The sequence below is a fragment of the Haloferax sp. Atlit-12N genome (assembly GCF_003383095.1).
Taxonomy (GTDB): Archaea; Halobacteriota; Halobacteria; order Halobacteriales; family Haloferacaceae; genus Haloferax.
Map to the genome: position 1 here is coordinate 373963 of NZ_PSYW01000001.1, position 23512 is coordinate 397474.

A 23512-nucleotide genomic window follows, 5' to 3' on the forward strand; every position below is an offset into this window, starting at 1 on the left:
CGCGCCGCTGAGCCGAGCGAGCGTCAGGAGAAAACCGAAACCGCCTCAGAAGCCGACGGGCACGGAATATCGGCTTCGGCGCGGTTCGGGCACGGGTTCGGCGAGCGCCGGCACGGTTGGGCTGGACAGGCTGGTCCGTGCGAAATGGTTCGTCATGGGCTGGTGCGACGACGCAAGGCACTCACCGTAGCTGAATTATTTACTCATCATAGAATAAGTCTTTTGGTGGGGTGGTGCATTGGTGGGGGTATGAAAGCAATCGCCGTCAAGCGCGGGGAAGACAAGCCGGTCGTCATCGAGAAGCCGCGACCGGAACCCGACGCCGGGGAGGCGCTCGTCCGAACGCTTCGGGTCGGCGTGGACGGGACGGACCACGAGGTCATCGCCGGCGGCCACGGCGGGTTCCCCGAGGGGGAAGACCACCTCGTGCTCGGCCACGAGGCGGTCGGCGTCGTCGTCGACCCGAACGACACCGAACTGGAGGAAGGCGACATCGTCGTGCCGACGGTCCGCCGCCCGCCGGCGTCGGGGACGAATGAGTACTTCGAGAAGGACCAACCCGACATGGCCCCCGACGGGATGTACGCTGAGCGCGGCATCGTCGGCGCGCACGGCTTCATGTCCGAGTACTTCACCAGCCCGTCGGACTACCTCGTCCGCATCCCGCGCTCGCAGGCCGAACTCGGCTTCCTCATCGAGCCCATCTCCATCACCGAGAAGGCCCGAGAGCACGCCTACGCGAGCCGTTCCGCGTTCGACTGGAACCCCTCGTCGGCGCTCGTCCTCGGCAATGGGAGCCTCGGGCTCCTGACGCTCGCCATGCTGAAAGCCGACGATAAGGGCTACGAGAACCTCTACTGCCTCGGTCGGCGCGACCGCCCCGACCCGACTATCGACATCATGGAGAAACTCGGCGCGACCTACGTCGACTCCCGCGAGACCTCGGTCGAGGAGATTCCGGGTGCGCACGAGGATATGGACTTCATTTACGAGGCGACCGGGTTCCCCAAACACGCCATCCAGTCGGTGCAGGCGCTCGCGCCGAACGGCGTCGCCGCGCTCCTCGGCGTTCCGAGCGACTGGGAGTTCGAGGTCGACGCCGGCGCGTTCCACCGCGAGATGGTGCTCCACAACAAGGCGCTCGTCGGCAGCGTCAACTCCCACGTCAAGCACTTCGAGGCCGCGACCGTGACGTTCACCAAGCTTCCCCGCTGGTTCCTCCGCGACTTAGTCACCGGCGTCCACCCGCTGTCCGAGTTCGAAGCAGCATTCGAAGACGACGACACCACTATAAAAACCGCCATCGAATTCGGTACTGTATGAAGAACGTCGACGACCTCATCGCCAGCGCGGCTGAGCTCGCGGACCGTGGCCTCTCGAAAGGCGAGATTGCCGACGAGTTGAACGTCTCCCGCGAGACCGCCAGCTGGCTGGTCGAACGAAGCGGTGCGGCGACCGAACCCGAACCACAGGCGGAGCCTGAAGGCCCCGACGACATCCACGTCGATTGGAACGCCATCGGGAGCGGCGGCAAGCGCCTCACGTACGTCGGGCGCGCGCTCGCCGACCTGCTCATGGAGACGAACGGCGAAGCCGACGTGACCGTCGGTATCGAGAAGGCGGGCGTCCCCCTCGCGACCTCCGTCTCGCGCGAACTCGAAACGACCCTCGCCGCCTACTCGCCCGCGAAACACCAGTGGGACGAAGGCGACATCGAGGACCTCGGCGGCGGCTTCTCCCGGAACTTCGCGCCTGTCGAGGGACGGAACTGCTTCATCGTCGACGACACGGTGACGAGCGGCACGACTCTCCGCGAGACTATCGACGCCATCCGCTCCGAGGGCGGCGAACCCCTCGCGTGCGTGGTCATCGTCGACAAGCAGGGCGTCGAAGAGATTGACGGCGTCCCCGTCCACTCCCTCATCAACGTCGTCCGCGTCGGCGAGCAGTAAGCCGTCGTCACCGCCGGCACAGCGCGGCGGCACCGACCCGACCGCGACGCAACTCCTTTGTCCGCCCGGCCGTTACTTGGGAGCATGACTTTCCAACCGGAGAGCCTCGACCCCGAGGAAGTACAGTCCCGCGTCGACGAGGCGGTCGGGAACAACCACGTCGTCCTGTTCATGAAGGGCAACCGTCTGATGCCGCAGTGCGGCTACTCCGCGAAGGCGGTCGACCTCATCTCCCAGTACGTCGACGAGTTCGAGACGGTCGACGTGCTGCCCGCGCTCCCGCACTACCGCGAGGCGCTCAAGGAGAAAAGTGACTGGGAGACCATCCCCCAGACGTTCGTCGACGGCGAGTTCGTCGGCGGCAGCGACATCCTCGAAGAACTCGACGAGCGCGGCGACCTCGAAGCGACGCTGACCGGCGCGAACTGACCCCCGAAGCGTCCCGACAGACCGCCGGACTGCGGCCCGACGCCGACTTTGTATCTCTCGCCTAACGAGAAGGGGAGGCCATATAAGCCTCGAACTCGTACATCCACACAGGTATCGCCATCCGGGTGCGCCCGCACCGTGGCTCTCGTCGATACCGAAGCCAACAATGTCAGGCCGCGTATATCGACTCCATTCGACGTTGGAACTGCCACTCGAAGACGTGATGGACTACTTCGAAAACGACCCAGAACTACCGCCTGAGGTCGAGAACGTAGACATCACCCGCCGAAACAACACCCTCATCATCAAAGCCGTCTCCGCCGACGACAACCTCAGCAAGTACACGCCGACGGCCCAGTTGAAAGCGAGCGTAACGGAAAACCGCGTCTACGAAGAAGAGCCGCCCCGAGCGGGTGCGCCCAACTGGGGAGATGAAGAAGAAGAGGAGATTCCCTCCGAACTCGTCGAGTTCGCCTGCTTCAAGGGCGACCTCGAAACCGTGCTCCAGAACACGGCGCTCCAGTACCCGATGTTCCTCGTCCTCCGCGAGATTGCGATGCTCTCGGAGAAGGGGACGCTGACCGCCATCACCGAGGAAAGCGACGAACTGCAGGCGACGCGCATCGTCGAGGGCGAAGTCCGCGCCGCCTCCGTCGAAGTCGTCGAGAACCCCCAGCAGAACGGTTCCTCGGACAGCGGAATCAACTGGCGCGACAACAAGTTCATCTCCTAAACGCGTCGTATCTCCTCATCCCGTCACCGCCGAACCACGTGAGTCAGCGGCCCAAATCGTGTTCGGCGGTATCACGCGTCACACTAGTCCTCGGGCAAAAAGCATTTACACCGCCTAATTAGATGTAATTACACATCATGTCGGAAGCCGAATCCTTCCCGGACTACCTCGACGTCGACTACACCGACGGCGAAGGTGAGACGCCGGAGGACTACCCGAGTATCGAGGACAAGATCGAGAAGGCCATCGAGGTCACGAAGCAGGGACTCGAGCAGTACGAGAACCCCGCCGTGATGTGGACCGGTGGTAAGGACTCGACGCTCACGCTCTACTTCATCAAGGAGGTCGCAGAGCGCTACGACCTCGAAGTCCCGCCGGCAGTCTTCATCGACCACTACCAGCACTTCGACGAAATCATGGATTTCGTCAAGCACTGGGCCGACGAGTGGGACCTCGACGTCATCTGGGCGCGTAACGAGGACGTCGGCGCGTACGTCGACGAAAACGGCCTCGAACCCGGCGACGACATCCCGGTTTCCGAACTCTCGGAGCACAACCAGCACCACATCCGTAACATCCTCGAGTACGAGGAGGACACGTTCCCGTTCCTGCTCGACACCTACGTCGGCAACCACCTGCTGAAGACCGTCGCGCTCAACGACACCCTCGAAGAGTACGACATCGACGGCGTCATCTCCGGCGTCCGCTGGGACGAACAGGAAGCCCGCGCCGACGAGACGTTCTTCAGCCCCCGTCACAACCCCGACATCTACCCCCCGCACGACCGCATTCAACCCATCCTCCAGTTCGAAGAGAGCGCCGTCTGGGACGCCTTCTGGTACTTCGCGGTCCCGGACACCGTCGAGAACTACCCCGAGGACGGTTACGTCCCCACCAGCGACACCGACCTCCCCGAGGGTGTCACGCAGGAAGACGTGCCCGTCTCGCCGAAGTACTTCGCCGGCTTCCGGAGTCTCGGCAGTGAGGTCTCGACCGACAAGTCCGCCGAGGAACCGGCGTGGCTGCAGGACATGGAGAACACGACCGAGCGCGCGGGCCGCGCCCAGGACAAAGAGGACCTGATGGAGCGCCTGCGCGACCTCGGCTACATGTGAAGTCGGCCGAAATCTGACGCGAACATCGCGCCGCGACCACTTTTTCCCGGACTCGCTCCCGACAGCGACAGCGACTGTCTCACAGCGGAAACAGCGATATTCTCCGCGAGCGACACCCTCCCTATGAGCCCCGCGTTCCCCGACGACCTCGACCTCGACTACGACGACGGTCGAGACCAGACCGCCGCCGACTACCCGACGCTCGAAGACAAACTCGAAAAAGCGGTCGCAGTCACCACGACCGCGCTCGAACAGTACGAGCGCCCGGCCGTCATGTGGACCGGCGGCAAGGACTCCACGCTCGTCCTCTACGTCGTCCGTGAGGTCGCCGCCGACATGGGCGTCGACGTGCCGCCCGTCGTCTTCATCGACCACTTCGAGCATTTCGACGAGACCGAGGCGTTCGTCCGCGAGTGGGCCGACCGCTGGGACCTCGACCTCGTCGTCGCCCGCAACGAGGACTTCGCGCGCCTCGGCGCGTCGCCCGGCGACGAGATTCCCCTCTCGAACCTCGGCGACGACACCCGCCGCGAACTCGCCCGCCTCGGCTACGAGGGCGAGACCGTCGTCCTCGACGCCGACAGCTTCGAGGGTAACCACCTCTTGAAGACCGTCGCGCTCAACGACACCCTCGAAGCGCGCGGTTTCGACGGCGTCTTCTCGGGCGTCCGCTGGGACGAACAGGAGTCCCGCGCCGACGAGACGTTCTTCAGCCCCCGCCACGACTCCGAGAAGTACCCGCCGCACGACCGCGTCCACTCCATCCTCCAGTTCGAGGAGGCCGACGTGTGGGCGGCGTTCTGGAACTACATCGTCCCCGACTCGGTCGAGGGCTACCCCGCAGGCCACGTCCCCGCCGCTCTCGATGACCTCCCCGAAGGCGTCGAACCCGCCGACCTGCCCGTCTCGCCGAAGTACTTCGAGGGCTACCGCTCGCTCGGTACCGAATCCGGGTCCGCAAAGTCCGACGACCGCCCCGCGTGGGTGCAGGACCTCGGCGCGAGCGCGGAACGCGAGGGGCGCGCGCAGGACAAAGAGGACCTGATGGGTCGGCTCCGCGATTTGGGCTACATGTAAGGCAACGGGAGTCGCTCGAAACGAGTCCGCGGCGCGCACACCGTAGCGCCTAACTCCTCCAACACGCTATCGCCTCCATGACATCCGAGTGGGTCAGCCTCTTCTCCGGCGGAAAGGACTCCTCGTGGGCGCTCTACCGCGCGCTCGAAGCGGGTCTGAACGTCACCCGCCTCCTGACCGTCCACCCGAGCGACGACTCGTACATGTACCACGTGCCGGCGACCGACCTCGCCGCGCTCGCCGCCGAAAGCACCGGCATCGAACTCGTCGAGGTCCACCCCGGCGACCTCGAAGCGACCGACGCCGACGACTCGGGCGCGCAGGGCGACGCCGAACTCGAACCCCTCGAAGCGGCGCTGTCGGACCTCCAGTCGGAGATTGACCTCGCGGGCGTCACCGCCGGTGCCATCGAAAGCGAGTTCCAGACGAACCGGATTCAGGCGATGTGCGACCGTCTCGACATCGACCTGTTCGCCCCGCTGTGGCAGGAAAACCCCCGCGAACTCGGCGACGCCATGCTCGAGGCGGGCTTCGAAATCACCATCATTCAGGTCGCGGCCCACGGCCTCGACGAGTCGTGGCTCGGCCGGACGCTCGATGCCGACGCGCTCGACGAACTCGAAGCGCTCAACGAGCAGTACGGCGTCCACATTCTCGGTGAAGGCGGCGAGTTCGAGACGCTCGTCACCGACGGCCCGCACATGGACCGCCCCATCGAACTGGAGTACGAGATGGAGTGGGAGGGAACCCACGGCAGGCTCCACATCACCGACGCGTACCTCGGCTAAGAAAAAGCGCCCGCGGTTGCGGTTCGGACCGCGTTACTGGCCGTTCGTCAGCCGCGAGTGCGCCCCGATGAGGGCGTTCGAGAGGTCGAGGCTCTCGATGTGGGTCTCCTCGTCGACGATAGAGTTCTTCAGCTCAGCGTTTCGAATGACCGCGCCAGGGAAGACCACGGACTCTTCGAGCACGGAGTCTTCGACCACCGCGTTGGCCATCACGTGGACGTTAGTGCCGACCTCGGTGTTCGTGAGCGTCGCCGACTCGTGGACGAAGTTCTCGCCGTCGAGGTACCACGCCACTGCGTCGAGGTAGCTCTGGGGCGTGCCGATGTCGAACCACGCGCCGTCGAACGTGTAGGCGAACACGTCGCCGTTCTGCTGGAGCCACTGCATGAACCAGCCGGGCTCGTCGGGGTTGTTGTCACCGGAGAGATACTCGTCGAACTTGGGCAGGTCGTCCGCCGGGAAGGCGTAGCAGGCGATGGAGACGAGCGTGCTCTTGGGGTCTTCGGGCTTCTCCTGGAAGTTGATGACGCGGTCGCCGTCGAGTTCGACGAGACCGTAGGACTTCGCGCGCTCTTTGTCGCCCACGTCGTAGGCGGCGAGACACGGCTCGTTTTTCTCGTAGAAGAAGTCCACGAAGTCGCCCACGTCGAAGCTGATGAGGTTGTCACCCGCGATGACGACGAGGTCCTCGTCGACCTCCTCGCGGTCGATGAGTTGGGCGAGCGCGCCCACGACGCCGAACTTCTCGTCTTCTTCGCTGGTGTCTTCGACCGACAGCGTCGGCTTTTCGAACGGCGATTCGTCGATATACTCCTCGAATGCGCCGGCGAAGCGCTCGTTCGTGCTCACGAACACCTCCGAGACCCGGTCGTCGGCTTCCAGGTCTTCGAAGATGGTGTCGATGACCGTCTGGTCACCGACTGGCAAGAACATTTTGGGTCGGTGTTTGGTAATCGGCCACAGACGCGTCGCGTACCCACCGGCAAGGACGACTGCCTTCATATCCCCCAAATCCCGCCACGTAGACAAGGCCTTTTTGCATCCTCTCTATCTTGCTGACACTTTTTCGACCGAGGCGGCGCAAGGGATTTTCCCTTCGACTCCCAACCGAGCGATATGACAGCCCGGGAGTCCGACACGACGGCCCGCCAGCGCATCGCCGACGCCCTCCGCGACGACCCCGCGACGGCCTCCGAGCTTTCGGCGAGCGTCGGCGTCTCGGTGTCGTCGGTGTACGGCCATCTCCAACACGTCGCCCAAACAGTCCGCGGGGAGGACGGCGAGCAGTTCCTCGTCGCGCCGCCGGAGTGCAAACACTGCGGCTTCAGCGCCTTCGACGACCCCGTGAACTACCCCTCGCGGTGTCCGGAGTGTCGAAGCGAGGGCATCGAAGAGGCCGTGTTCAAAATCGAGTAGTCGGTCTAAAACGACGCCACGGTCCGATTGTGGTAGTCGAGAAAGTCGACGTCGAGGTCGTGGTCCTCGCGGACCGAAAGCGGGGTACCGTCTAACTCGCGTTCGTAGGCGTGGGCGATGGTGTGCGTCTTGGGGTCGACGGCTATCATTCCGTAGTCGAAGTCCGCGTGGTGGTCCGGACAGAGGACGAGGAGGTTCGCCTCGACGTCCGGGCCGCCGTGGGGCCGCCCGAGCGGTTTGAGATGGTGCGCCTCGGCGTAGCCGTCGTGGACTCCTCGACGGCGACGCTCTCCACAGACCTGGCACGTGTGAGAGTACCGCTCTTTCAACTCGGTCGCAAGCGCCGTGTTTCGGATGATTCGGGTTCGCGTCGTCTCGGTGCGTTCCGCGGACGCGAGGTCCGCCGCGGCTTCTTCGTCGTCGACCCGTTCTCGCCTCTCGTGACGGCGGCGGAGCACGAATCGAAAGACGTCCCTGTCGTCACCCTCGAACGGGCCGTGCGCGTAGTCGACGACTTCGACCTGGCCTTGGTACTCCCAGTCACCCCCATCCGACTCTCGATGGAAGAAAAATATCGGTAACGGATGGTGTTTGGCCCACGCGAGGAACTTGTTGCCGCCGGTGAGCGTCTGGTCGCCGGTCCGCCCCTCTCCGATGTACGTGAACTGGCCGCCGGTCACGTCGTCGCCGTACGGTCCGCTGTCGCTCGAAAAGAGGCGGAGATACCGCTGGTCGTCGTCGTCGTAGCAGATTTCGATGCCGCGGCCCGTCATCCCGCGGTCGAATCGGGACCGGAGTTCCGACCCGCTCAACCGCTCTCCGGGTTCGAGCGAGAGCCCTGCGAGTTTCACGACGAAACCGACGGACGTGTCACGAAAAAGGGTTCCCCACGATGGTTCGTTCCCTCCGACCAGTGCCGCTTATGCCGCGTCTAACTCGTCCAAGAGCGTCCGCGCCGCCGCGGCCGAGGAGCCGGGACCGCGCGCGGTGATGAGATCTCCGTCGACCGTGACGCTGGTGTCGCTGTCGAGTTCGGCGTCCCAGACGCCGCCCGCGGCTTTCACCTCGTCTTCGACCCAGTAGGGAAGCTTTCGGCCGTCGGGCATCAGGTCGTCGTCGTCGACGATGCCTTCCTCCCACTCGTTGGGGAAGCCGGTGACCTCGCGCCCCTCGACGAGGAACGAGCCGTCGGCCTCGCGGGTGAACCCGAGGATGCCGACGGCGTGGCAGACGACGAGCGCCTTCGAGTCGTCGCCGGCGACCGCCTGCAAGAGCGCCTGTCGGGCGTGTCGGTCCTGATTGATGTCCCACGCGGTGCCGTGGCCGCCGGGGAACACCACGGCGTCGTACTCGCGGGCGTCGACCTGCGCAATCGGCTCCGGATTCTGCAGGCGTTCGTCGTTCTCGTGGACTTCGACGACGCGTTCGGCGAGTTCCTCACCGACCTCCTCGGGGTCGATAGAGCGCTCGTCGACGACCGGCGGCGCGCCCGTCGGCGTCGCGACCGTCACGTCCACCCCGGCGTCGGTCAGGGTTGTGAGCGGCTCGATACATTCCTCTCCCCAGTAGCCGTCTTCGCTGACGATGAAAAGCGCCGATGTCATCGCTCCCGGGTACGGTCCGGCCACAAAAAGGCCCCGCGGAGGCGGAAATCCGCGGGAATGAGCGACGCGACGGTGAGGCGTCGCGGCCGCGTGGACGTCGACTCAGTCGTCGCCGTTCTCGTCGACGATGACGACTTCGCCGTCTTCGACGGTGACGTTGATGAGCGTCTTGACGTGGTGGTCCGAGTCGTCGAGTTCGTTCGGCCCGGCCTTCTTGATGATGGCGACGGTGTCGACGACGTCCGCGCCGATGTGGTCGAGCGCGTCGAGGACGGCCTTCATCGTGCCGCCGGTCGAGAGCACGTCGTCGAGGACGAGCACGCGGTCGCCCTCATTCACGTCGTTGATGAACATGTCACCCTCGGAGTAGCCCGTCTGCTGGTGGAGCGAGACCTCCCCGTCGAGGCCGTACTCGCGCTTGCGGATGACGACGAGCGGGATGTCCGTCATCAGCGAGACGGCCGTCGAGATGTGGATGCCCATCGCCGCGGGCGTGACGATTTTGTCGACGTCTTCGAGGTTCGCCTTGCGGATGATCTTGATGACAATCTCGCGCAGGAGCCCCGGCTTTAGCATCGGAACCCCGTCGCTGATGGGGTGGACGAAGTACTCGTAATCTCCTTTTTCGATGATCGGCGCGTCGAGGAGAGACTGCCGCAACTGGTCCATGGCGCTCGTTCCCCCGGTTAGGCATAAAATGTGGCGGTTCGATGGCTCTCGGACACGCCGACCCACGTCTCGCGGTATCGACTACCGTGGACCGACCGACGCCGAGCGCGACCGCTCTCCGACAACGGTCTCCGCACGGAGCGCGACGCTCCGAGGGCGGCTACATCCCGCCGAGAAGTTGTGACGCGGTCTTCACCAGCGGCTCGACCTCCTCGTCCGGTTCGACGAAAAGCAACATGCCGCGACCGCCGCAGTAGACCTGCAACACGCCGTAGCCGTCGCGTTCCTCGAACCGATACTCGACGCTGTTCTGTACCGGACTAAGCCCGGAAAACAGCCCGCGCTCCATGAACTCGCGCCGAGTCTCCTCGGCGAGCGAACTCAGGTGCGTCACGAGTTCGTCGCGACTCCCGAAGTCTTCGCGGACCGACTCCCCGACGTGAAACAGGTCGAAGGCCGTCGCACCGTAGACGGCGACCAGAGAGACTGCCCCCTTCGCAGTCCCCCGAAGCGCGTCCATCGCGACCTCGCTGTCGGGTCCCGGTCCGTTGACGGATGCCATCCGTGACGGGTCGATTATCATTCGTTTCCCCCCTTGCCCTGACGCTGCGCGTCTCCCTGCCCGGAGCGCGCGCCTGGACGGATCATAAATGTCCGATTGTGAGTCAGTATTATAAATTTGAGGGTCACACTGTAGGTAATAATTCGCCCCCGCCAAATCCGGACGGAAAACGCCTGAAGCCGCCGTTTACTACGAGACCTGACTCTCTGATTTGATCCGGCCTCGAGGGCAGTGGTTCGACACTCACGTGGCTGGTAGGAATCGTTAAGAAATGGGCCCGTGAGCGCGGAACCGCACAACTACATTGATTTTTAGTGAACTACGTTGCCCGTATTTTCAGTTATTTCATCCCAAAACCAACAGACCGCGTAGTGGTGCGTGTGCGGTTCCCCCTCACCCAGAATCCTAGGACGATTCGATAAATAGTACACTTCTATTTTGTCGATTGGCTACAAAACCCGATTGAAATATATGCTTCCGTCCCATAGGTAGCGTAAGTGACCGAACGCTGCGCCCAGCTTGAGTCACGACCATACCCATGATACACCAACCACTCGTACTCGGTGGAGAACACGCGGGTCGCGCGCTCGCCGAGCGACTACTGGAGGAGTACGAATCCGTCACGTTCATCGACGAGAACGAGGCAGTGGTCGCCCACGCGATCGAACGCGGCATCGACGCGCGAGTCGCGGCGTTCGACGAGCCACAGTCTCTCCGAGCCGCGTGGAACGAAAACGCGGACGCGGTCATCGTCGTGGGACGAATCGATCCGACGAACCTGCTTCTCACGCAGGCCTCGCGGACGACGTTCGACGTCGACCGGGTCACCGTACTCGTTAACGACCCGCAGAACACGGACGTGTTCGAGGACCTCGGTGTCGAAGTGATCTGCGTCACGTCGCTCGTCACCGACATGGTCGTCGGGTCGCGCGCTGAACCGGCAGAGGACGCGCGAGCGGGTGGATAAACCGTGGAAAAAACACTCGAACGAGACCTCGGTCTCTTCTCGGTGCTCGCGATCAGTATCGGGGCGATGGTCGGCAGCGGAATCTTCATTTTACCGGCACTCGCGGTCGATATCGCGGGTCCAGCGGTTATCCTGGCGTACTTGCTCGCCGGCGTTCTCGTGCTGCCCGCGGCGCTGTCGAAATCCGAGATGGCGACGGCGATGCCCGAAGCCGGCGGCACCTACTTGTTCATCGAACGGGGGATGGGTCCACTGTTGGGCACCATCGCCGGTATCGGCACGTGGTTCTCGCTCTCGTTCAAAGGTGCGCTCGCACTCGTCGGCGGCGTACCGTACCTGCTGTTGCTGTTTGACGTCCCCTCCACAGTCGTCACGCCGGTCGCGCTCGCGCTCGCGGCGCTCCTCGTCGTTGTCAACCTCGTCGGGGCGAAACAGACCGGGAGGCTACAGGTCGGAATCGTCGCCATCATGCTCGTCGCGCTCGTCTGGTTCGTCCTCGGCGGGACGCCGACCGTCGAGTCGACGAACTTCCGTCCGTTCTTCAACGGCGGAGTCGGCGGCCTGCTCACCGCGACCGGTCTCGTGTTCGTCTCCTATGCGGGCGTGACGAAAGTAGCGAGCGTCGCCGAGGAGGTCGAAGACCCCGACCGAAACATCCCACTGGGCATTCTCGGGTCGCTCGGCTTCACGACGGTCCTCTACGTCCTCATCGTCGCCGTGATGGTCGGAGTCACCGACCGCGGCGTCCTCGCCGAGAGCGCGACGCCGATGGCACTCGCCGCGGAGGCGTCGCTCGGAACCGCCGGCGTCGTCGCCGTCGTCGTGGCTGCGGTCCTCGCGCTGGTCAGTACCGCGAACGCCGGGGTTCTCTCCTCGTCGCGGTACCCGTTCGCGATGAGCCGAGACAAACTCGCCCCGCCGTCGCTGTCGACGATCAGCGACCGGTTCGGAACCCCGAGCACGTCGATTACCCTCACGGGTGTCGTGCTGTTGCTTCTCATCGCGTTCGTTCCGCTGCTCGACATCGCGAAGCTCGCGAGCGCGTTCCAACTTCTGGTGTTCGTCCTCATCAACCTCGCCGTCGTCGCGTTCCGAGAGGGACACGTCGAGTACGAACCGTCGTTCACCTCGCCGCTGTACCCGTGGATGCAGGTGTTCGGCGCGCTCAGTGGCCTCGTGCTCCTCACGCAGATGGGTACGCTCCCGCTCGTCGGTGCGGTCGTTCTCACCATCGCGGGCGCCCTCTGGTTCTTCGTCTACGCCCGGTCTCGCGTCGACCGCGAGGGCGCGGCCGCCGACGCTGTTCGCCAAGAGGTCAGCCGCAACGCGGTCGAACGAGCCGAAGCGGCCATCCAAGCGCACCGCGACGAGTACCACGCCCTCGTGGCGATTTCGCACGACATCTCGAAAGCCAGAGAGCGGGCGCTGATTCAGGTGGCTTCGAGACTCGCTCGCGCCAACGACGGACGAGTCACGGTCGCACGGTTCGAGACGGTGCCGGACCAGACGTCCTTGGCCTACGCGTCAGCGGTCGAATCGCCAGCCGACGTCGAGTTCGAACGACAGACCGACGAGCTCGACGACGAGTTCGGCGTGCCGATACGGTGTGGCACCATCGTCACCCACGACACGCGACACGCGGTCGTCAACTACGCCGCCAACCAGGACGTCGACTTCCTTCTCGTCGAGCACCCGACGGGGACAAAGCGCGTGAGTGAGCGCCTCTTCGGGACCGATACGTCGTGGATTCTCCGTCACGCACCCTGCGAAGCCGGTCTACTCAGAGGCTCCGACCTCGACGGGATTCGAACCGTCGAACTGCTCGCGAGCCAGGGGCCGTACGACCCGACGAAAGTCGCCGTCGCGGACGCGCTGGCGAGCGAGTCCGAAGGCCGAATCCACCTGAGTCACTGCGGGGACACCACCGACTCGGCGGCCCGGCGACGGTCCCTCGAACAGTACAAAGCGGACATCGCCGAGTTGTGTAGCGCTCCCGTCGAGATGGGGACGCTCTCTACGGACGGTGGCCCCCACACCCCGCCGAGCGAGAGCGACCTCCTCGTCGTGGCCGCCGACGAGTGGAACGGGCGGTCGGACGCGAAGGCGGTCATCGACGAGTGGGACGGTTCGGTGCTCGCGGTTCACGGTCAGGACGCGACTCGACGCGGGCCGCTCATGCGCGCGCTCGACCGTCAGTTGTTCTGACCTCGGCGAGCGACCCACCGCTCTCCGTGCATTTATCGGCGGTTCACGCGACCAAAACACATATTTTCGGGAGCCCCATTGGTCGGCTCATGGCGTCGACATCCATCGACGAGCTCGATAGATACATCCTTTATGCGCTGCAGAAAGACGCGCGACACACGTCGGGAAACGATATCGCCTCCGCACGTAACGTCTCTTCGAGTACGGTTCGAAACCGGATTTCGAAGCTCGAATCGAGCGGGATTATCCGGGGAAGCCACCTCGACATCGACTACGAGGCGCTCGGCTACCAGCTCCACACGATTATCTTCTGTACGGCGCCGATTTCGAAGCGAGAAGAACTCGCGAGAAACGCCCTCTCGGTCGAGGGAGTCATCTCGGTTCGCGAGATTATGTCCGGCGAGAAGAACGTCCACATCGTCGCGCTCGGTCGGAACAGCGACGACCTGAGTCGAATCGGGCGCGAACTCAGCGATATGGGGTTCGAGATTGCGGAAGAAGAGATAATCCGCAACGAGTACACCTGCCCCTACAGCCCGTTCTCGGGAGACTCGACGAACGAGGCGTAACCCCTGATGTCGACGCCGTTTCGACGGTCTCGATTGGACACCGCGACCCGCGTCTGACCGTCGGATAGCGGAAAGGGTTTTGCTTGGCTTTCGCTACAGACACGTAGTACCAATGAGCCAGTATCGAACGTCCCGACGAATCGTCCGGTCCGACTTCGGAGGTGGCTGATGCCCGATACGAGTTCCCGCATTCTCGTTCCGGTCGGAGAGTCGTCCACGTTCCGGAACACCGTCGCATACGCGGTCCGCGAGGCGCGGCGCATCGCCGCGGAGACCGGCGAAGAATCGACCGTTCACTTCGTGTATCCCGTCCGATGGCAACTGGTCGACGAGAGCGAGCGTTCAGCGGCCGACGCCGTCGCCGAAACCCTCGAACGGGCACGCGTCTGGGCGGCCGACGACCTCGACTACGACGACGACGGCGACCTCGACGCCGAGGACGTCTCGGTCTCCATCGAGACCGCCGTCGTCGGCGAGGACCGATACCTCTTTTCGCCGAACGACTTCGCCGAAGTGCTCCTCGAGTACGCTCGCGACCGCGGTCTCGACCGCATCGTTCTCGACCCGGAGTACCAACCCGGCGGGAGCGCTCCGATGCTCCAGCCCCTCGAGTTCGAACTCGCGCGGTCCGGGTTAGTGGTCGAGGAAGCGCCGGTCGACCGCGTCGTCGAGCGCGGCCGGCTTCCAAGCCGAGCGAACGTCTCGAAGGCGCTCGCCATGTTCGGCGTCTCGTTCGGATTCTACCTCCTCCTCGCGGGCGTCTTCGACACGTTCAACCTCGCTACCGGCGCGATCTCCGCCGGCGTCGTGACGGCGGTTTTCGCACGTATCTCGTTCGTGAACACGCCATCCGTGACCGGAACCGTCGCCCGAATCGCCCGCTTTCTCCTCTACGTTCCCTACCTGTTGTGGGAAATCGTGAAGGCCAACTTCTCTGTGGCCTACATCATCCTCCACCCGGACCTCCCCATCGACCCGGAGATGCAGCGGTACCGCGCGGCGATTTGGGGCGACCTCTCGGTGACGACCCTCGCGAACAGCATCACGCTCACGCCGGGGACGCTGACCGTCGATATGGACCGGGACAGCCTTATTATCCACTCGCTCACCGGCTCCGCCCGAGACGGGCTCGCGGGCGGCGCACTCGAACGCGCCGTTCGGTTCGTCTTCTACGGACGCTCGGCGGCGCGCATCCCGACGCCCGCCGAGCGCGGAACGATAGCCTCGTGGACCGACGACGACCAAACGGACGGTGATGAGTGATGGTGCTCGGACAGCTCTCGACGTTCGAGACGGTGTTACTCGGTGCCGCGGGCGCGTTCATCACGTTCGCGGTCGTCCTCCTGTACCGCGTCGTCCGCGGACCGACGATGGAAGACCGCGTCATCGCGATCAACGCCATCGGGACGAACACGGTCGTCGTGTTGGCGCTCGTCGCCGCGGCGTTCGGTCTCTCCGGGTTCCTGGACGTCGCGCTCGTGTACGCGCTCTTGAACTTCCTCGCCAGCATCGCCATCTCCAAGTTTATCGTCGAGCGCGGGGGTGTCCTCTGAGATGACGCCGCTCGAATATCTCGTCGTGGGGCTCGTCCTCGCGGGCGTCTTCTTCAGTTTCGTCGCGGTCGTCGGAATCATCCGACTGCCCGACCTCTACACCCGCGCCCACGCAACTTCGAAGAGCGATACGCTCGGAACGGTGCTCTCTCTCGGCGGTATCGCGCTCCTGTTCGGCGCGGAGGTCTCCGCCGTCAAGACGGTCTTGCTTCTGTTGTTCATGCTCATCACCAACCCGACGGCCGCTCACGCCATCGCACGGGCGGCCCACGACCAAGGTATCGAACCGTGGACCGCGAGCGATGAGGAGGGCGACTGAACGTGCAGCTACTCCTCTACGGGGTGTTGCTGACGTTCGTCGTCTTCGCCGCGCTCGCCGTGGCCTTCCTCCGAGACATCCTCAGCGCGATCATCGCGTTCGCCGGGTTCAGCTTCGGCGTCGCAATCGTCTACATCCTCCTCAGAGCGCCCGACGTCGCGCTCACGGAAGCGGCCGTCGGGGCGGGTGTCACGACGGTGTTGTTCCTCTTGGCAATCGTTCGGACGGTCCGGCCGGGAGGAGACCGTCTCTTCGAGCGCGTCGCGTGGGGCCCCGCGATAATCGCGACCGGTCTCGTGGGCGTGTTGCTCACGACGGTTCGGTCGCTCCCCACTATCGGCGATCCGAACTCGCCGGTCGCGACCTCGGAGATCACCCGGTACTACCTCGAAAACGCCTATCCGCAGACCGAGGTCGAAAACGTCGTGACGGCGATCCTCGCCGCCTACCGTGGGTTCGACACGCTCGGTGAGGCCGCGGTCGTTCTCGCGGCGGGACTCGCAGTTCTCGTCGTCCTCCGCAAGGAGGTGTACGTATGAGCGCCGCCGACGGCTCTCTCAGCGCGTACGTCGAGAGTACGATTATCATGACGACGGTTCGCGTCGTCAGCCCGTTCGTGTTCACCTTCGGGCTGTTCGTCATGTTCCACGGCGCGGAGTCCGCCGGTGGCGGGTTCCAGGGCGGCGCAATCGTCGCGTCGAGCATCATCATGCTCGCGTTCGCGTTCGGTATCGAGCCGACGCGCGAGTGGCTCGACGACAGCGTCATCCGGCTCCTCGTCGGCGTCGGCGCGACGACGTTCGTCGGTATCGGCATCGGCGCGCTCGCGTTCGACGGGGCGTTCCTGGAGTACGCCGCCTACGGAATCAGCCACGGCGTGAAGTACGGTATCGAACTCGTCGAACTCGGTATCGGTGCAATCGTCGCGGGTGTTATCGTCTCGCTGTTCATGAACCTCGCGGGTGGATTCAACCACGACTCCGGAGGTGACGACGCATGATGGACCTCCTCACGACACACTACAACTACGTCGCGAGCATCCTGCTGTTCGGCATCGGACTCTACGTCGTCATGGGCAGTCCGAACCTCGTCAAGAAGATAATCGGTATGAACATCTTCCAGGTCGGAATATTCCTGTTTTTCGTGACCACCGGATACGTCGACGGCGGGGCTCCGCCCGTGGTCGGTCACGGCGAGGAGACGTTCGTGAGCCCGCTTCCACACGTGCTTATCCTGACGGCTATTGTCGTCGGGGTGAGCCTGACGGCGGTCGCGCTCGCGCTCGTCATCCGCATCTACGACGGCTACGGTTCGCTGGACGAAGACGTCATCAAGGAGGTGCAGGTCGATGACTGACGCGCTCGTCCTCCTCGTGGTCGTCCCCATCGCCGCGTCGCTGTTCCCCGTCGCTCTCGGGGGGCGGTTCGAGCGAATCGGGTGGTTCGTCGCGGCCGCGATGGGGCTCGTCCACCTCGGACTCTCCGCGACCGTCGCGGCTCGCGTTCTCGAGGGCGGCTCCATCTCGTACGCCGTCGGTGGGTTCGAACCGCCGTTCGGTATCGAACTCGTCGCCGATGGCGTCTCCGCGCCGCTGCTCGTGCTCGTGTCGCTTTCGACGCTCGGCGTGCTCGTCTACGCCCGCCGCGCGGGGCCGCACTCGAACGCGTTCTACAGCGAACTCGCACTGCTCACGGCCGGCATCTCCGGCGTCTTCGCGACTGCTGACGTGTTCAACCTGTACGTCTTCCTGGAGATTACGGGGCTCGCGACCTACGCCCTCGTCGCCAGCGGCCGGTCGCCGAGGGCGGCGCTGGCGAGCCTCAAGTACCTGTTCGTCGGGACCATCGGCGCGTCCCTCTACCTCCTCGGCGTCGGGTACCTCTACATCATGACGGGGACGCTCAACATGGCGGACCTTACCGGAGCGGTCGCGTCCGCGTCGGTCGGCTACACCTCGCCGGCGATACTGGCTAGCTTCGGGCTCATCGTGACGGGCCTCCTGGTCAAGGTCGCCGTCTTCCCGCTGCACACGTGGCAGCCCGGTGCCTACGCCGAGTCGCCCGACACCGTCAGCGCGTACATCTCCGCGCTCGTCTCGACGGCGGCCGCGTACGCACTCGTCCGCATTATCTACGCGGTGTACACGACCGGGTTCCTCGACGAGGTCCCGCTCGCCGGCGACGCCCTCGTGGCGCTCGCGTCGGTGAGTGTCGTCGTCGGGGCGGTCCTCGCGGTCATGCAGTCCGACCTCAAACGCATGCTCGCGTACTCCTCGGTCTCGCAGTTCGGTCTGGTCGTCGCCGCAATCGGCCTCGCGAACGAGACGGCGCTCGTCGGAGCGGTCGTCCACCTCGTCGGCCACGCGGTGATGAAAGGCGGACTGTTCCTCACCGTCGGCGTCTTCGCCACCGGTCTCGGCGTGCGGACGGTCGAGGACTTCGCGGGACTCGCCGCGAAGGCACCGGTATCGAGCGCGGCGTTCGCCGTGCTCGCCTTCTCGATGGTCGGCATCCCGCCGGCCGTCGGGTTCGTCGGGAAGTGGAACATCGTCGTCGGTGCGGTCGAAGCCGGCGCGTGGCCCGTCGCGGCCGTCGTCGTGGTGAGCACGCTTCTCACCCTCGCGTACTTCGGCCGGGTTATCGAGCGAATGTACTTCACCGCGCCCGAACCCGAGGCGGACGCCGTCTCGACCGACGGCGGAAACGACGCCGTGGAAGTGTCGTTCGGCATGCGCGCGGTCGTCGTCGTCTCGGCGGTCACCGCGGTGGTGCTCGGCGTTCTCGGCTCCGACCTCATCACCGTCATCCAACCGGCACTGGAGGTGTACTTCTAAATGACAAACGTCCCATCACTGATGCCGCTCGCGGCGGTGCTAGCCGCGGCGGTCGGTGTCGTCACTATCGTTGCATCGAGACGCAGCCCCAACGTCAGAGAGGGCTTTACCGTCCTCTCTGCGGTCTCCGCGCTGGGTATCGTCGCGAGCATGGTTCCGGGGGTTCTCAACGGGACGGCGTACGTCACCGACCTCGGGACGTTCGTCCCCGGAGTTCGGTTCGTCCTCCGGGCCGACCCGCTCGGGATGATATTCGCCCTGCTCGCGAGCCTCCTGTGGCTCGTCACGAGCTTCTACAGCATCGGCTACATGCGCGGGCTGGACGAACACGCCCAGACGCGGTACTTCGCGGCGTTCGCGGGGAGCGTCAGCGCCGCCCTCGGCGTCGCGTTCGCCTCGAACCTCATCGTCCTGTACGTGTTCTACGAGCTGTTGACGGTGGCGACGTACCCGCTCGTCACGCACGACGAGACAGAGGAGGCCCGAAAGGCCGGTCGGAAGTACCTCGCGTACACCTTCGGTGGCGGGGTCGCCGCCCTCGCCGGGACGGCGCTCGTGTTCTGGGCGACCGGGACCGTCGAGTTCTCCGCTGGCGGCATCGCCGCGCTCGCGAACGCCGACCCTGTCGTCGCGCGGGCCGCGTTCGCGCTGCTCGTCGCTGGGTTCGGCGTAAAGGCGGCGCTCATGCCGGTCCACTCGTGGCTCCCCGACGCGATGGTCGCCCCGACGCCGGTCTCCGGGTTGCTCCACGCCGTCGCGGTCGTCAAAAGCGGTGTGTTCGGTATCGCACGCGTCATCCTCGACGTGTACGGTCCCGACACCGTCGGCTCGCTCGGAGTCGGCCTTCCGCTGGCCGCGGTCGCCGCGTTCACCATCGTCGTCGCGAGTATCATCGCACTCCGACAGGACAACCTCAAACGGCGGCTGGCGTACTCGACGGTCAGCCAGCTCTCGTACATCGTCCTCGGGTTGGCCTTGCTCTCCCCCGCGGCGCTCGTCGGCGGGTTGCTCCACATCCCCGCCCACGCGTTCATGAAGCTCACACTGTTCTTCTGTGCGGGCGCGATTCACGTCGAGACGCACACCGACGATATCAGCGACATGGCGGGAATCGGCCGACGGATGCCGCTGACGATGATTGCGTTCACCGTCGCGAGCCTCGGGATGGCCGGCCTGCCGCTTGTCGCCGGGTTCGTCAGCAAGTGGTACCTCCTCATCGGGAGCATCCAGGCGGAACAGACGGTCTTCGTGTTCGTGCTCTTGGCGTCCGGGCTGTTGAACATCGGCTACTTCTGGCCGGTCATCTACCAGGCGTTCTTCCAGACGCCGGAGGACTCGGACGCGAAACCGCTCATCGAGTTCCCTATCGGCGGCGTGCGGGCAGTCACCGACGGCGGGTCGAGAGACTCGGTCGCCGAGGGTGAACAGTACGCCGTCGACCGAAATCCGAGCGACCACGTCGCCGTGACCGACGGCGAATCCGACCACGTCGCCGCGGCCGACGGCGAATCTGATCACGACCACGGCCACGACCACCACGGCGGCCCGCCGGCCGGCGGGTGGGAACGCCGCCGCCTCGGCACCGAGAGCACGTGGTTCATGATGGCCCCGATTACGATTGCCGCGGCCGGTGCAATCGTCCTCGGGGTCGTTCCCCAGACGGCGGTGTTCCTCGCGCTCGTCCAGCGCGTCGTCGCCGACGTGACGGGGGTGGTGTTCTGATGTCGATAGCGACACTCCTGCCGCCGGCGTTCGTCGTGCTCGCGGTCGCGCTCGTCATGCCGTTCGTCTCGCGTCGGGTCGGACATGCGCTGGGCGTGCTCTCGACCGGGGGAGTGGCCGTCTGGTCACTTCTCGCCCCGGCCGGCGCGCACCTGCCGGTGACGTTCCTCGGCTTCGACGCCGTGTTGTTCAACGTCGACGAGTTCTCCCGGTTGATGGGGATTATCTTCGGCCTCATCGGCGCGGCGGCCGTCCTCTACTCGTACTCGTCGGGCGCGCGGAACGTCCAGACGGCCTACGCCCTCGGCTACGTGGGAACGAGCCTCGGCGCGGTCTTCGCCGGCGACTGGCTCACCATGGTGTTCTTCTGGGAACTCATGGCGGTCACCAGTACGCTTCTCGTCTGGGACTATGGCGGGAAAGCGGTGCGTGCGGGCTACCGCTACGCGATTGCCCACGGACTCGGCGGTAGCCTGCTCATGGGCGCTATCGTCTGGCACTACGTCGAGGTGGGGACGTTCCTCTTCTCGGCGACCGACGGTATCGCGGCCGGCGTTCCGGCCGCGCTCGCGGCGCTCGGTATCGGCGTCAACGTCGGATTCGTCGGACTGCACACGTGGCTCCCCGACACGTATCCGCGTCCCCACTTCGCTGCGAGCGTCTTCCTGTCGGTCTACACGACGAAGACCGGGGTGTACGGCCTCGCTCGCGCGTTCCCCGACGGGAACCTCCTAATCGCGTACATGGGGACCGCGATGGCCGTCGTCGGCGTCGGCTACGCGCTCATGCAAAACGACATGCGACGGCTCTTGGCGTACCACATCCAGTCGCAGGTCGGGTACATGGTCGCCGGCGTCGGTATCGGCACGGCGCTCGCGACCGCCGGCGCGTTCGCACACGTCTACAACCACATCCTCTACAAGGCGCTGTTGTTCATGACCGCCGGCGTCGTCCTCTCGCGAACCGGCGAAGAGAACCTCAAGTACCTGGGGAACCTCCGCGGGGCGTTGCCGGCGACCGCGCTCGCGTTCACCGTCGCCGCCCTCTCGATTAGCGGCTTCCCCGGATTCAACGGGTTCGTCAGCAAGGGTATGATAACCGCCGCCGCCCACAAGGAGCATCTGGACGGCATCTTCTATCTCCTCCTCGCCGGAGGCGTCGGAACGTTCATGTCGTTCATCAAGTTCGGCTACTACGCGTTCTTCCGCGATGCGGACCGCGACTGGTCGCTCGACCGCGCCGGGACGGGCCAGTCGGTCGCGATGCTCGGCGTCGCGGGGCTCTGTGTCGCCTTCGGGCTGTACCCAGACGCGCTGTTCGCGATACTGCCCGGAAGCACCGCCGACGCGCACCCCTTCACGCTCAGCCACCTCGGCGAAGGGTTCGCGCTCGCCGTGCTCGGGGTCGTCGGCTTCGTCGTCGTGAAGAAGCCGCTCTCGAAGGTCGGAGACGTGCCGGACGTCGACACCCTGTTGAATCCCGCTGTCTTCTACGGCACCCGCGCGCTGGTTCGCGGCTCGACCGGTCTCTTCGCCGCCGTCGACCGCGCCGTCTCGACCGCGTCCTACGACGTCGCGGGCGCGATTGCGAACCCGTACCCCGCGTTGCGTCGGGTCGCCGGCGGTCTCGGTCGATCCGAGGCGGACTCGATTACCGTCGGGAGCCTTCGCGCGACGATTGCGACGAGTATCGCACTCGTCGTGTTGATACTCGGCGGCGTGCTCGTCGGACTACTCGCGTAGTCCCGAGCCGGCCCGGGTCGTTTTTCACGAGAGTTCCGTTTTCAGTTCGACAGCGATGCGCGCGCCGAGTCCGTCTTTCGACCCGACGTACTCGCTCGTCTCGTCGGCGCGGACGACGAGCGCGCGGGTCTCGTCCGCGCCCATGACGGAGGCGTCGTTGGCGACGACGAACGCGAGGCCGACGCGGTCCATGATGCGGCGGGCCTCGCCGACCATCGCCTCGTCGTCGCCGGTCGTCTCGGCCTTGAACCCGACGATGGTGAGGTCCGGATGTGACTCGCGGACGGTGTCGATGAGCTTCGGCGCGGGTTCGAGGTCGAGCGTACGCGCCTCGCCGGAGCGAATCTTCTCGTCGGCCGCCTCGACGGTGAAATCGGAGATTGCGGCCGCGGAGACGAGCGCGTCGGCGTCGGCCTCGACGGCGGCCTCGACGGCCTCCAGCATCTCGGCGGCCGACTCGACGGCGAGCACGTCGGCGTAGTGCGCGTCGTCGCCGTCGTGGACGAGCGTCACGTCCGCGCCACGAATCGCGAGCGCGCGGGCGACGGCGCGGCCCGTGCGGCCGGAGGCGCGATTCGAGAGAGTGCGGATTGGGTCGATAGATTCGGTCGTCGCGCCGGCGGTGACGACGACGGACTTCCCGGCGAGCGTCTGTTCGGTCGTCGCTTTCGCCACGCCGGTGACGATAGCCTCCTCGGTGGCGATTTTTGCCTTCCCCTCCTCGATGCGCGGGTCGACGAACTCGACGCCCCACAACTGCACCCGCTCGATGGCGTCGAGGACGCCGGGGTGGTCGTACATGGGTTCGTGCATCGCGGGCGCGACGACGACCGGGACGCCCGCGCCGAGGGCGGTGGTCGCGGTGGTCGTCACGGGGGAGTCGTCGACGGCGGCGGCTATCTTGCCGACCGTGTTGGCTGTCGCGGGCGCGACGAGGAACACGTCGGCCCAGCCGTCGCGGCCGCAGAGTTCGACGTGTTCGACGCGGCCGGTGATCTCGGTCACCACGTCGTTGTCGGTGGCGAACTCGACCGCCCACGGGTGGATAATTCCCGTCGCGGCGTCGGTCATCACCGCGCGGACCGACGCGCCCCGGCGGCGGAGTTCGTGCGCCAACTCGACGACTTTCACGGCCGCGATACTCCCCGTCACCCCGAGCGCGACGTTCACACCTTCGAGCATTCACTCGTCTCTGCGCCCGCTATCGGTTAAAAGGATTCGCGTCCGCGCGGGGTGGTCTCGGACCGCACCCGCGGG

26 protein-coding genes are annotated in these 23512 nt (G+C 65.3%); 20 read left to right on the forward strand and 6 right to left on the reverse strand.

The window, feature by feature from the left end:
* The first annotated feature begins 249 nt into the window (after nt 1–249).
* The 7 genes from C5B90_RS01995 to C5B90_RS02025 all read left to right on the forward strand — a co-directional run bounded on the left by C5B90_RS01995 (nt 250) and on the right by C5B90_RS02025 (nt 6094).
* Complete coding sequence (locus C5B90_RS01995; protein ID WP_115878690.1) at nt 250–1323, forward strand: glucose 1-dehydrogenase; 1074 nt, start codon at nt 250–252, stop codon at nt 1321–1323.
* Complete coding sequence (gene gfcR, locus C5B90_RS02000; protein WP_115878692.1) at nt 1320–1952, forward strand: transcriptional regulator GfcR; 633 nt, start codon at nt 1320–1322, stop codon at nt 1950–1952. Before C5B90_RS01995 ends, gfcR begins: the two co-directional genes overlap by 4 nt.
* Nucleotides 1953–2036: 84 nt before the next feature.
* Nucleotides 2037–2381, forward strand: coding sequence for a glutaredoxin (locus tag C5B90_RS02005; RefSeq protein WP_058567163.1), 345 nt, complete (start codon nt 2037–2039; stop codon nt 2379–2381).
* Between the two features lie 166 nt (nt 2382–2547).
* A complete protein-coding gene (locus tag C5B90_RS02010; protein ID WP_004043858.1) occupies nt 2548–3114 on the forward strand; it encodes a hypothetical protein in 567 nt (188 codons plus the stop codon).
* A gap of 137 nt (nt 3115–3251) precedes the next feature.
* Nucleotides 3252–4229 carry a phosphoadenosine phosphosulfate reductase family protein gene (locus C5B90_RS02015; protein ID WP_008092707.1) on the forward strand — a complete coding sequence of 326 codons (978 nt, stop codon included), beginning with the start codon at nt 3252–3254 and terminating at the stop codon, nt 4227–4229.
* 123 nt (nt 4230–4352) lie between these two features.
* Entirely contained in the window at nt 4353–5306 is a 954-nt protein-coding gene (locus C5B90_RS02020; RefSeq protein WP_115878694.1) for a phosphoadenosine phosphosulfate reductase family protein, read from the forward strand.
* A gap of 77 nt (nt 5307–5383) precedes the next feature.
* Nucleotides 5384–6094: a diphthine--ammonia ligase gene (locus C5B90_RS02025; RefSeq protein WP_115878696.1), complete on the forward strand. Its 711-nt coding sequence runs from the start codon at nt 5384–5386 to the stop codon at nt 6092–6094.
* A 33-nt stretch (nt 6095–6127) separates the two neighbouring features.
* Here the strand turns inward: C5B90_RS02025 and C5B90_RS02030 are convergent, their stop codons facing one another.
* Complete coding sequence (locus C5B90_RS02030; protein ID WP_115878698.1) at nt 6128–7096, reverse strand: sugar phosphate nucleotidyltransferase; 969 nt, start codon at nt 7094–7096, stop codon at nt 6128–6130.
* A 114-nt stretch (nt 7097–7210) separates the two neighbouring features.
* Here C5B90_RS02030 and C5B90_RS02035 point away from each other — a divergent pair, with 114 nt between their 5' ends.
* Nucleotides 7211–7510: a transcriptional regulator gene (locus C5B90_RS02035; RefSeq protein WP_115878700.1), complete on the forward strand. Its 300-nt coding sequence runs from the start codon at nt 7211–7213 to the stop codon at nt 7508–7510.
* Nucleotides 7511–7515: 5 nt separating this feature from the next.
* On the opposite strand, the gene C5B90_RS02040 is transcribed toward C5B90_RS02035, so the two are convergent.
* The 4 genes from C5B90_RS02040 to C5B90_RS02055 all read right to left on the reverse strand — a co-directional run bounded on the left by C5B90_RS02040 (nt 7516) and on the right by C5B90_RS02055 (nt 10345).
* On the reverse strand, nt 7516–8361 hold the full coding sequence (locus tag C5B90_RS02040) for an HNH endonuclease (RefSeq protein WP_115878702.1): 846 nt from the start codon (nt 8359–8361) through the stop codon (nt 7516–7518).
* Between the two features lie 69 nt (nt 8362–8430).
* The gene (locus C5B90_RS02045) at nt 8431–9114 is read right to left on the reverse strand and encodes a type 1 glutamine amidotransferase domain-containing protein (RefSeq protein WP_115878704.1); all 684 of its coding nucleotides are present in this window, start codon (nt 9112–9114) and stop codon (nt 8431–8433) included.
* Between the two features lie 102 nt (nt 9115–9216).
* On the reverse strand, nt 9217–9783 hold the full coding sequence (hpt, locus tag C5B90_RS02050) for a hypoxanthine/guanine phosphoribosyltransferase (protein WP_115878706.1): 567 nt from the start codon (nt 9781–9783) through the stop codon (nt 9217–9219).
* A 160-nt stretch (nt 9784–9943) separates the two neighbouring features.
* Entirely contained in the window at nt 9944–10345 is a 402-nt protein-coding gene (locus C5B90_RS02055; RefSeq protein WP_115878708.1) for a hypothetical protein, read from the reverse strand.
* Nucleotides 10346–10883: 538 nt separating this feature from the next.
* Between C5B90_RS02055 and C5B90_RS02060 the strand changes: the two genes are divergently transcribed.
* From C5B90_RS02060 to C5B90_RS02115, 12 genes are all read left to right on the forward strand, one after another.
* Nucleotides 10884–11312 (forward strand): NAD-binding protein, encoded by a 429-nt coding sequence (locus tag C5B90_RS02060; protein WP_058828919.1) that lies wholly within the window; start codon nt 10884–10886, stop codon nt 11310–11312.
* A gap of 3 nt (nt 11313–11315) precedes the next feature.
* Nucleotides 11316–13517, forward strand: a complete 2202-nt coding sequence (locus C5B90_RS02065; protein ID WP_115878710.1) for a universal stress protein — start codon at nt 11316–11318, stop codon at nt 13515–13517.
* A gap of 89 nt (nt 13518–13606) precedes the next feature.
* Nucleotides 13607–14086 carry an Lrp/AsnC family transcriptional regulator gene (locus tag C5B90_RS02070; RefSeq protein WP_115878712.1) on the forward strand — a complete coding sequence of 160 codons (480 nt, stop codon included), beginning with the start codon at nt 13607–13609 and terminating at the stop codon, nt 14084–14086.
* A 168-nt stretch (nt 14087–14254) separates the two neighbouring features.
* The gene (locus tag C5B90_RS02075) at nt 14255–15349 is read left to right on the forward strand and encodes a monovalent cation/H+ antiporter subunit E (RefSeq protein ID WP_115878714.1); all 1095 of its coding nucleotides are present in this window, start codon (nt 14255–14257) and stop codon (nt 15347–15349) included.
* Nucleotides 15349–15639, forward strand: a complete 291-nt coding sequence (locus tag C5B90_RS02080; protein ID WP_058567152.1) for a cation:proton antiporter — start codon at nt 15349–15351, stop codon at nt 15637–15639. The genes C5B90_RS02075 and C5B90_RS02080 overlap by 1 nt, the downstream gene beginning before the upstream one ends.
* A 1-nt stretch (nt 15640) precedes the next feature.
* The gene (gene mnhG, locus C5B90_RS02085) at nt 15641–15958 is read left to right on the forward strand and encodes a monovalent cation/H(+) antiporter subunit G (protein WP_004977541.1); all 318 of its coding nucleotides are present in this window, start codon (nt 15641–15643) and stop codon (nt 15956–15958) included.
* 2 nt (nt 15959–15960) lie between these two features.
* Entirely contained in the window at nt 15961–16497 is a 537-nt protein-coding gene (locus tag C5B90_RS02090) for a DUF4040 domain-containing protein (RefSeq protein WP_199517427.1), read from the forward strand.
* Nucleotides 16494–16958 (forward strand): MnhB domain-containing protein, encoded by a 465-nt coding sequence (locus C5B90_RS02095; protein ID WP_042662264.1) that lies wholly within the window; start codon nt 16494–16496, stop codon nt 16956–16958. Before C5B90_RS02090 ends, C5B90_RS02095 begins: the two co-directional genes overlap by 4 nt.
* Nucleotides 16955–17314 carry a cation:proton antiporter subunit C gene (locus tag C5B90_RS02100; protein WP_042662265.1) on the forward strand — a complete coding sequence of 120 codons (360 nt, stop codon included), beginning with the start codon at nt 16955–16957 and terminating at the stop codon, nt 17312–17314. Before C5B90_RS02095 ends, C5B90_RS02100 begins: the two co-directional genes overlap by 4 nt.
* Entirely contained in the window at nt 17307–18791 is a 1485-nt protein-coding gene (locus C5B90_RS02105; protein WP_115878718.1) for a monovalent cation/H+ antiporter subunit D family protein, read from the forward strand. The genes C5B90_RS02100 and C5B90_RS02105 overlap by 8 nt, the downstream gene beginning before the upstream one ends.
* Complete coding sequence (locus tag C5B90_RS02110) at nt 18792–20513, forward strand: cation:proton antiporter (protein ID WP_115878720.1); 1722 nt, start codon at nt 18792–18794, stop codon at nt 20511–20513.
* Nucleotides 20513–22255: a Na(+)/H(+) antiporter subunit D gene (locus C5B90_RS02115; RefSeq protein ID WP_115878722.1), complete on the forward strand. Its 1743-nt coding sequence runs from the start codon at nt 20513–20515 to the stop codon at nt 22253–22255. Before C5B90_RS02110 ends, C5B90_RS02115 begins: the two co-directional genes overlap by 1 nt.
* Before the next feature lie 24 nt (nt 22256–22279).
* Here the strand turns inward: C5B90_RS02115 and coaBC are convergent, their stop codons facing one another.
* On the reverse strand, nt 22280–23437 hold the full coding sequence (gene coaBC / locus C5B90_RS02120; protein ID WP_115878724.1) for a bifunctional phosphopantothenoylcysteine decarboxylase/phosphopantothenate--cysteine ligase CoaBC: 1158 nt from the start codon (nt 23435–23437) through the stop codon (nt 22280–22282).
* Nucleotides 23438–23512 lie beyond the last annotated feature (75 nt).

What these genes read in the sequence shown, in the direction of transcription:
- C5B90_RS02055 (WP_115878708.1), bottom strand. Translation starts at nt 10,345, where the DNA reads ATGGCATCCGTCAACGGACCGGGACCCGACAGCGAGGTCGCGATGGAC.
- C5B90_RS02015 (WP_008092707.1), top strand. Translation starts at nt 3,252, where the DNA reads ATGTCGGAAGCCGAATCCTTCCCGGACTACCTCGACGTCGACTACACC.
- C5B90_RS02030 (WP_115878698.1), bottom strand. Translation starts at nt 7,096, where the DNA reads ATGAAGGCAGTCGTCCTTGCCGGTGGGTACGCGACGCGTCTGTGGCCG.
- C5B90_RS02115 (WP_115878722.1), top strand. Translation starts at nt 20,513, where the DNA reads ATGTCGATAGCGACACTCCTGCCGCCGGCGTTCGTCGTGCTCGCGGTC.
- C5B90_RS02020 (WP_115878694.1), top strand. Translation starts at nt 4,353, where the DNA reads ATGAGCCCCGCGTTCCCCGACGACCTCGACCTCGACTACGACGACGGT.
- C5B90_RS02025 (WP_115878696.1), top strand. Translation starts at nt 5,384, where the DNA reads ATGACATCCGAGTGGGTCAGCCTCTTCTCCGGCGGAAAGGACTCCTCG.
- C5B90_RS02070 (WP_115878712.1), top strand. Translation starts at nt 13,607, where the DNA reads ATGGCGTCGACATCCATCGACGAGCTCGATAGATACATCCTTTATGCG.
- C5B90_RS02100 (WP_042662265.1), top strand. Translation starts at nt 16,955, where the DNA reads ATGATGGACCTCCTCACGACACACTACAACTACGTCGCGAGCATCCTG.
- C5B90_RS02035 (WP_115878700.1), top strand. Translation starts at nt 7,211, where the DNA reads ATGACAGCCCGGGAGTCCGACACGACGGCCCGCCAGCGCATCGCCGAC.
- C5B90_RS02045 (WP_115878704.1), bottom strand. Translation starts at nt 9,114, where the DNA reads ATGACATCGGCGCTTTTCATCGTCAGCGAAGACGGCTACTGGGGAGAG.
- coaBC (WP_115878724.1), bottom strand. Translation starts at nt 23,437, where the DNA reads ATGCTCGAAGGTGTGAACGTCGCGCTCGGGGTGACGGGGAGTATCGCG.
- C5B90_RS02005 (WP_058567163.1), top strand. Translation starts at nt 2,037, where the DNA reads ATGACTTTCCAACCGGAGAGCCTCGACCCCGAGGAAGTACAGTCCCGC.
- C5B90_RS02095 (WP_042662264.1), top strand. Translation starts at nt 16,494, where the DNA reads ATGAGCGCCGCCGACGGCTCTCTCAGCGCGTACGTCGAGAGTACGATT.
- C5B90_RS02060 (WP_058828919.1), top strand. Translation starts at nt 10,884, where the DNA reads ATGATACACCAACCACTCGTACTCGGTGGAGAACACGCGGGTCGCGCG.
- C5B90_RS01995 (WP_115878690.1), top strand. Translation starts at nt 250, where the DNA reads ATGAAAGCAATCGCCGTCAAGCGCGGGGAAGACAAGCCGGTCGTCATC.
- C5B90_RS02080 (WP_058567152.1), top strand. Translation starts at nt 15,349, where the DNA reads ATGGTGCTCGGACAGCTCTCGACGTTCGAGACGGTGTTACTCGGTGCC.
- C5B90_RS02110 (WP_115878720.1), top strand. Translation starts at nt 18,792, where the DNA reads ATGACAAACGTCCCATCACTGATGCCGCTCGCGGCGGTGCTAGCCGCG.
- C5B90_RS02010 (WP_004043858.1), top strand. Translation starts at nt 2,548, where the DNA reads ATGTCAGGCCGCGTATATCGACTCCATTCGACGTTGGAACTGCCACTC.
- gfcR (WP_115878692.1), top strand. Translation starts at nt 1,320, where the DNA reads ATGAAGAACGTCGACGACCTCATCGCCAGCGCGGCTGAGCTCGCGGAC.
- C5B90_RS02105 (WP_115878718.1), top strand. Translation starts at nt 17,307, where the DNA reads ATGACTGACGCGCTCGTCCTCCTCGTGGTCGTCCCCATCGCCGCGTCG.
- mnhG (WP_004977541.1), top strand. Translation starts at nt 15,641, where the DNA reads ATGACGCCGCTCGAATATCTCGTCGTGGGGCTCGTCCTCGCGGGCGTC.
- hpt (WP_115878706.1), bottom strand. Translation starts at nt 9,783, where the DNA reads ATGGACCAGTTGCGGCAGTCTCTCCTCGACGCGCCGATCATCGAAAAA.
- C5B90_RS02075 (WP_115878714.1), top strand. Translation starts at nt 14,255, where the DNA reads ATGCCCGATACGAGTTCCCGCATTCTCGTTCCGGTCGGAGAGTCGTCC.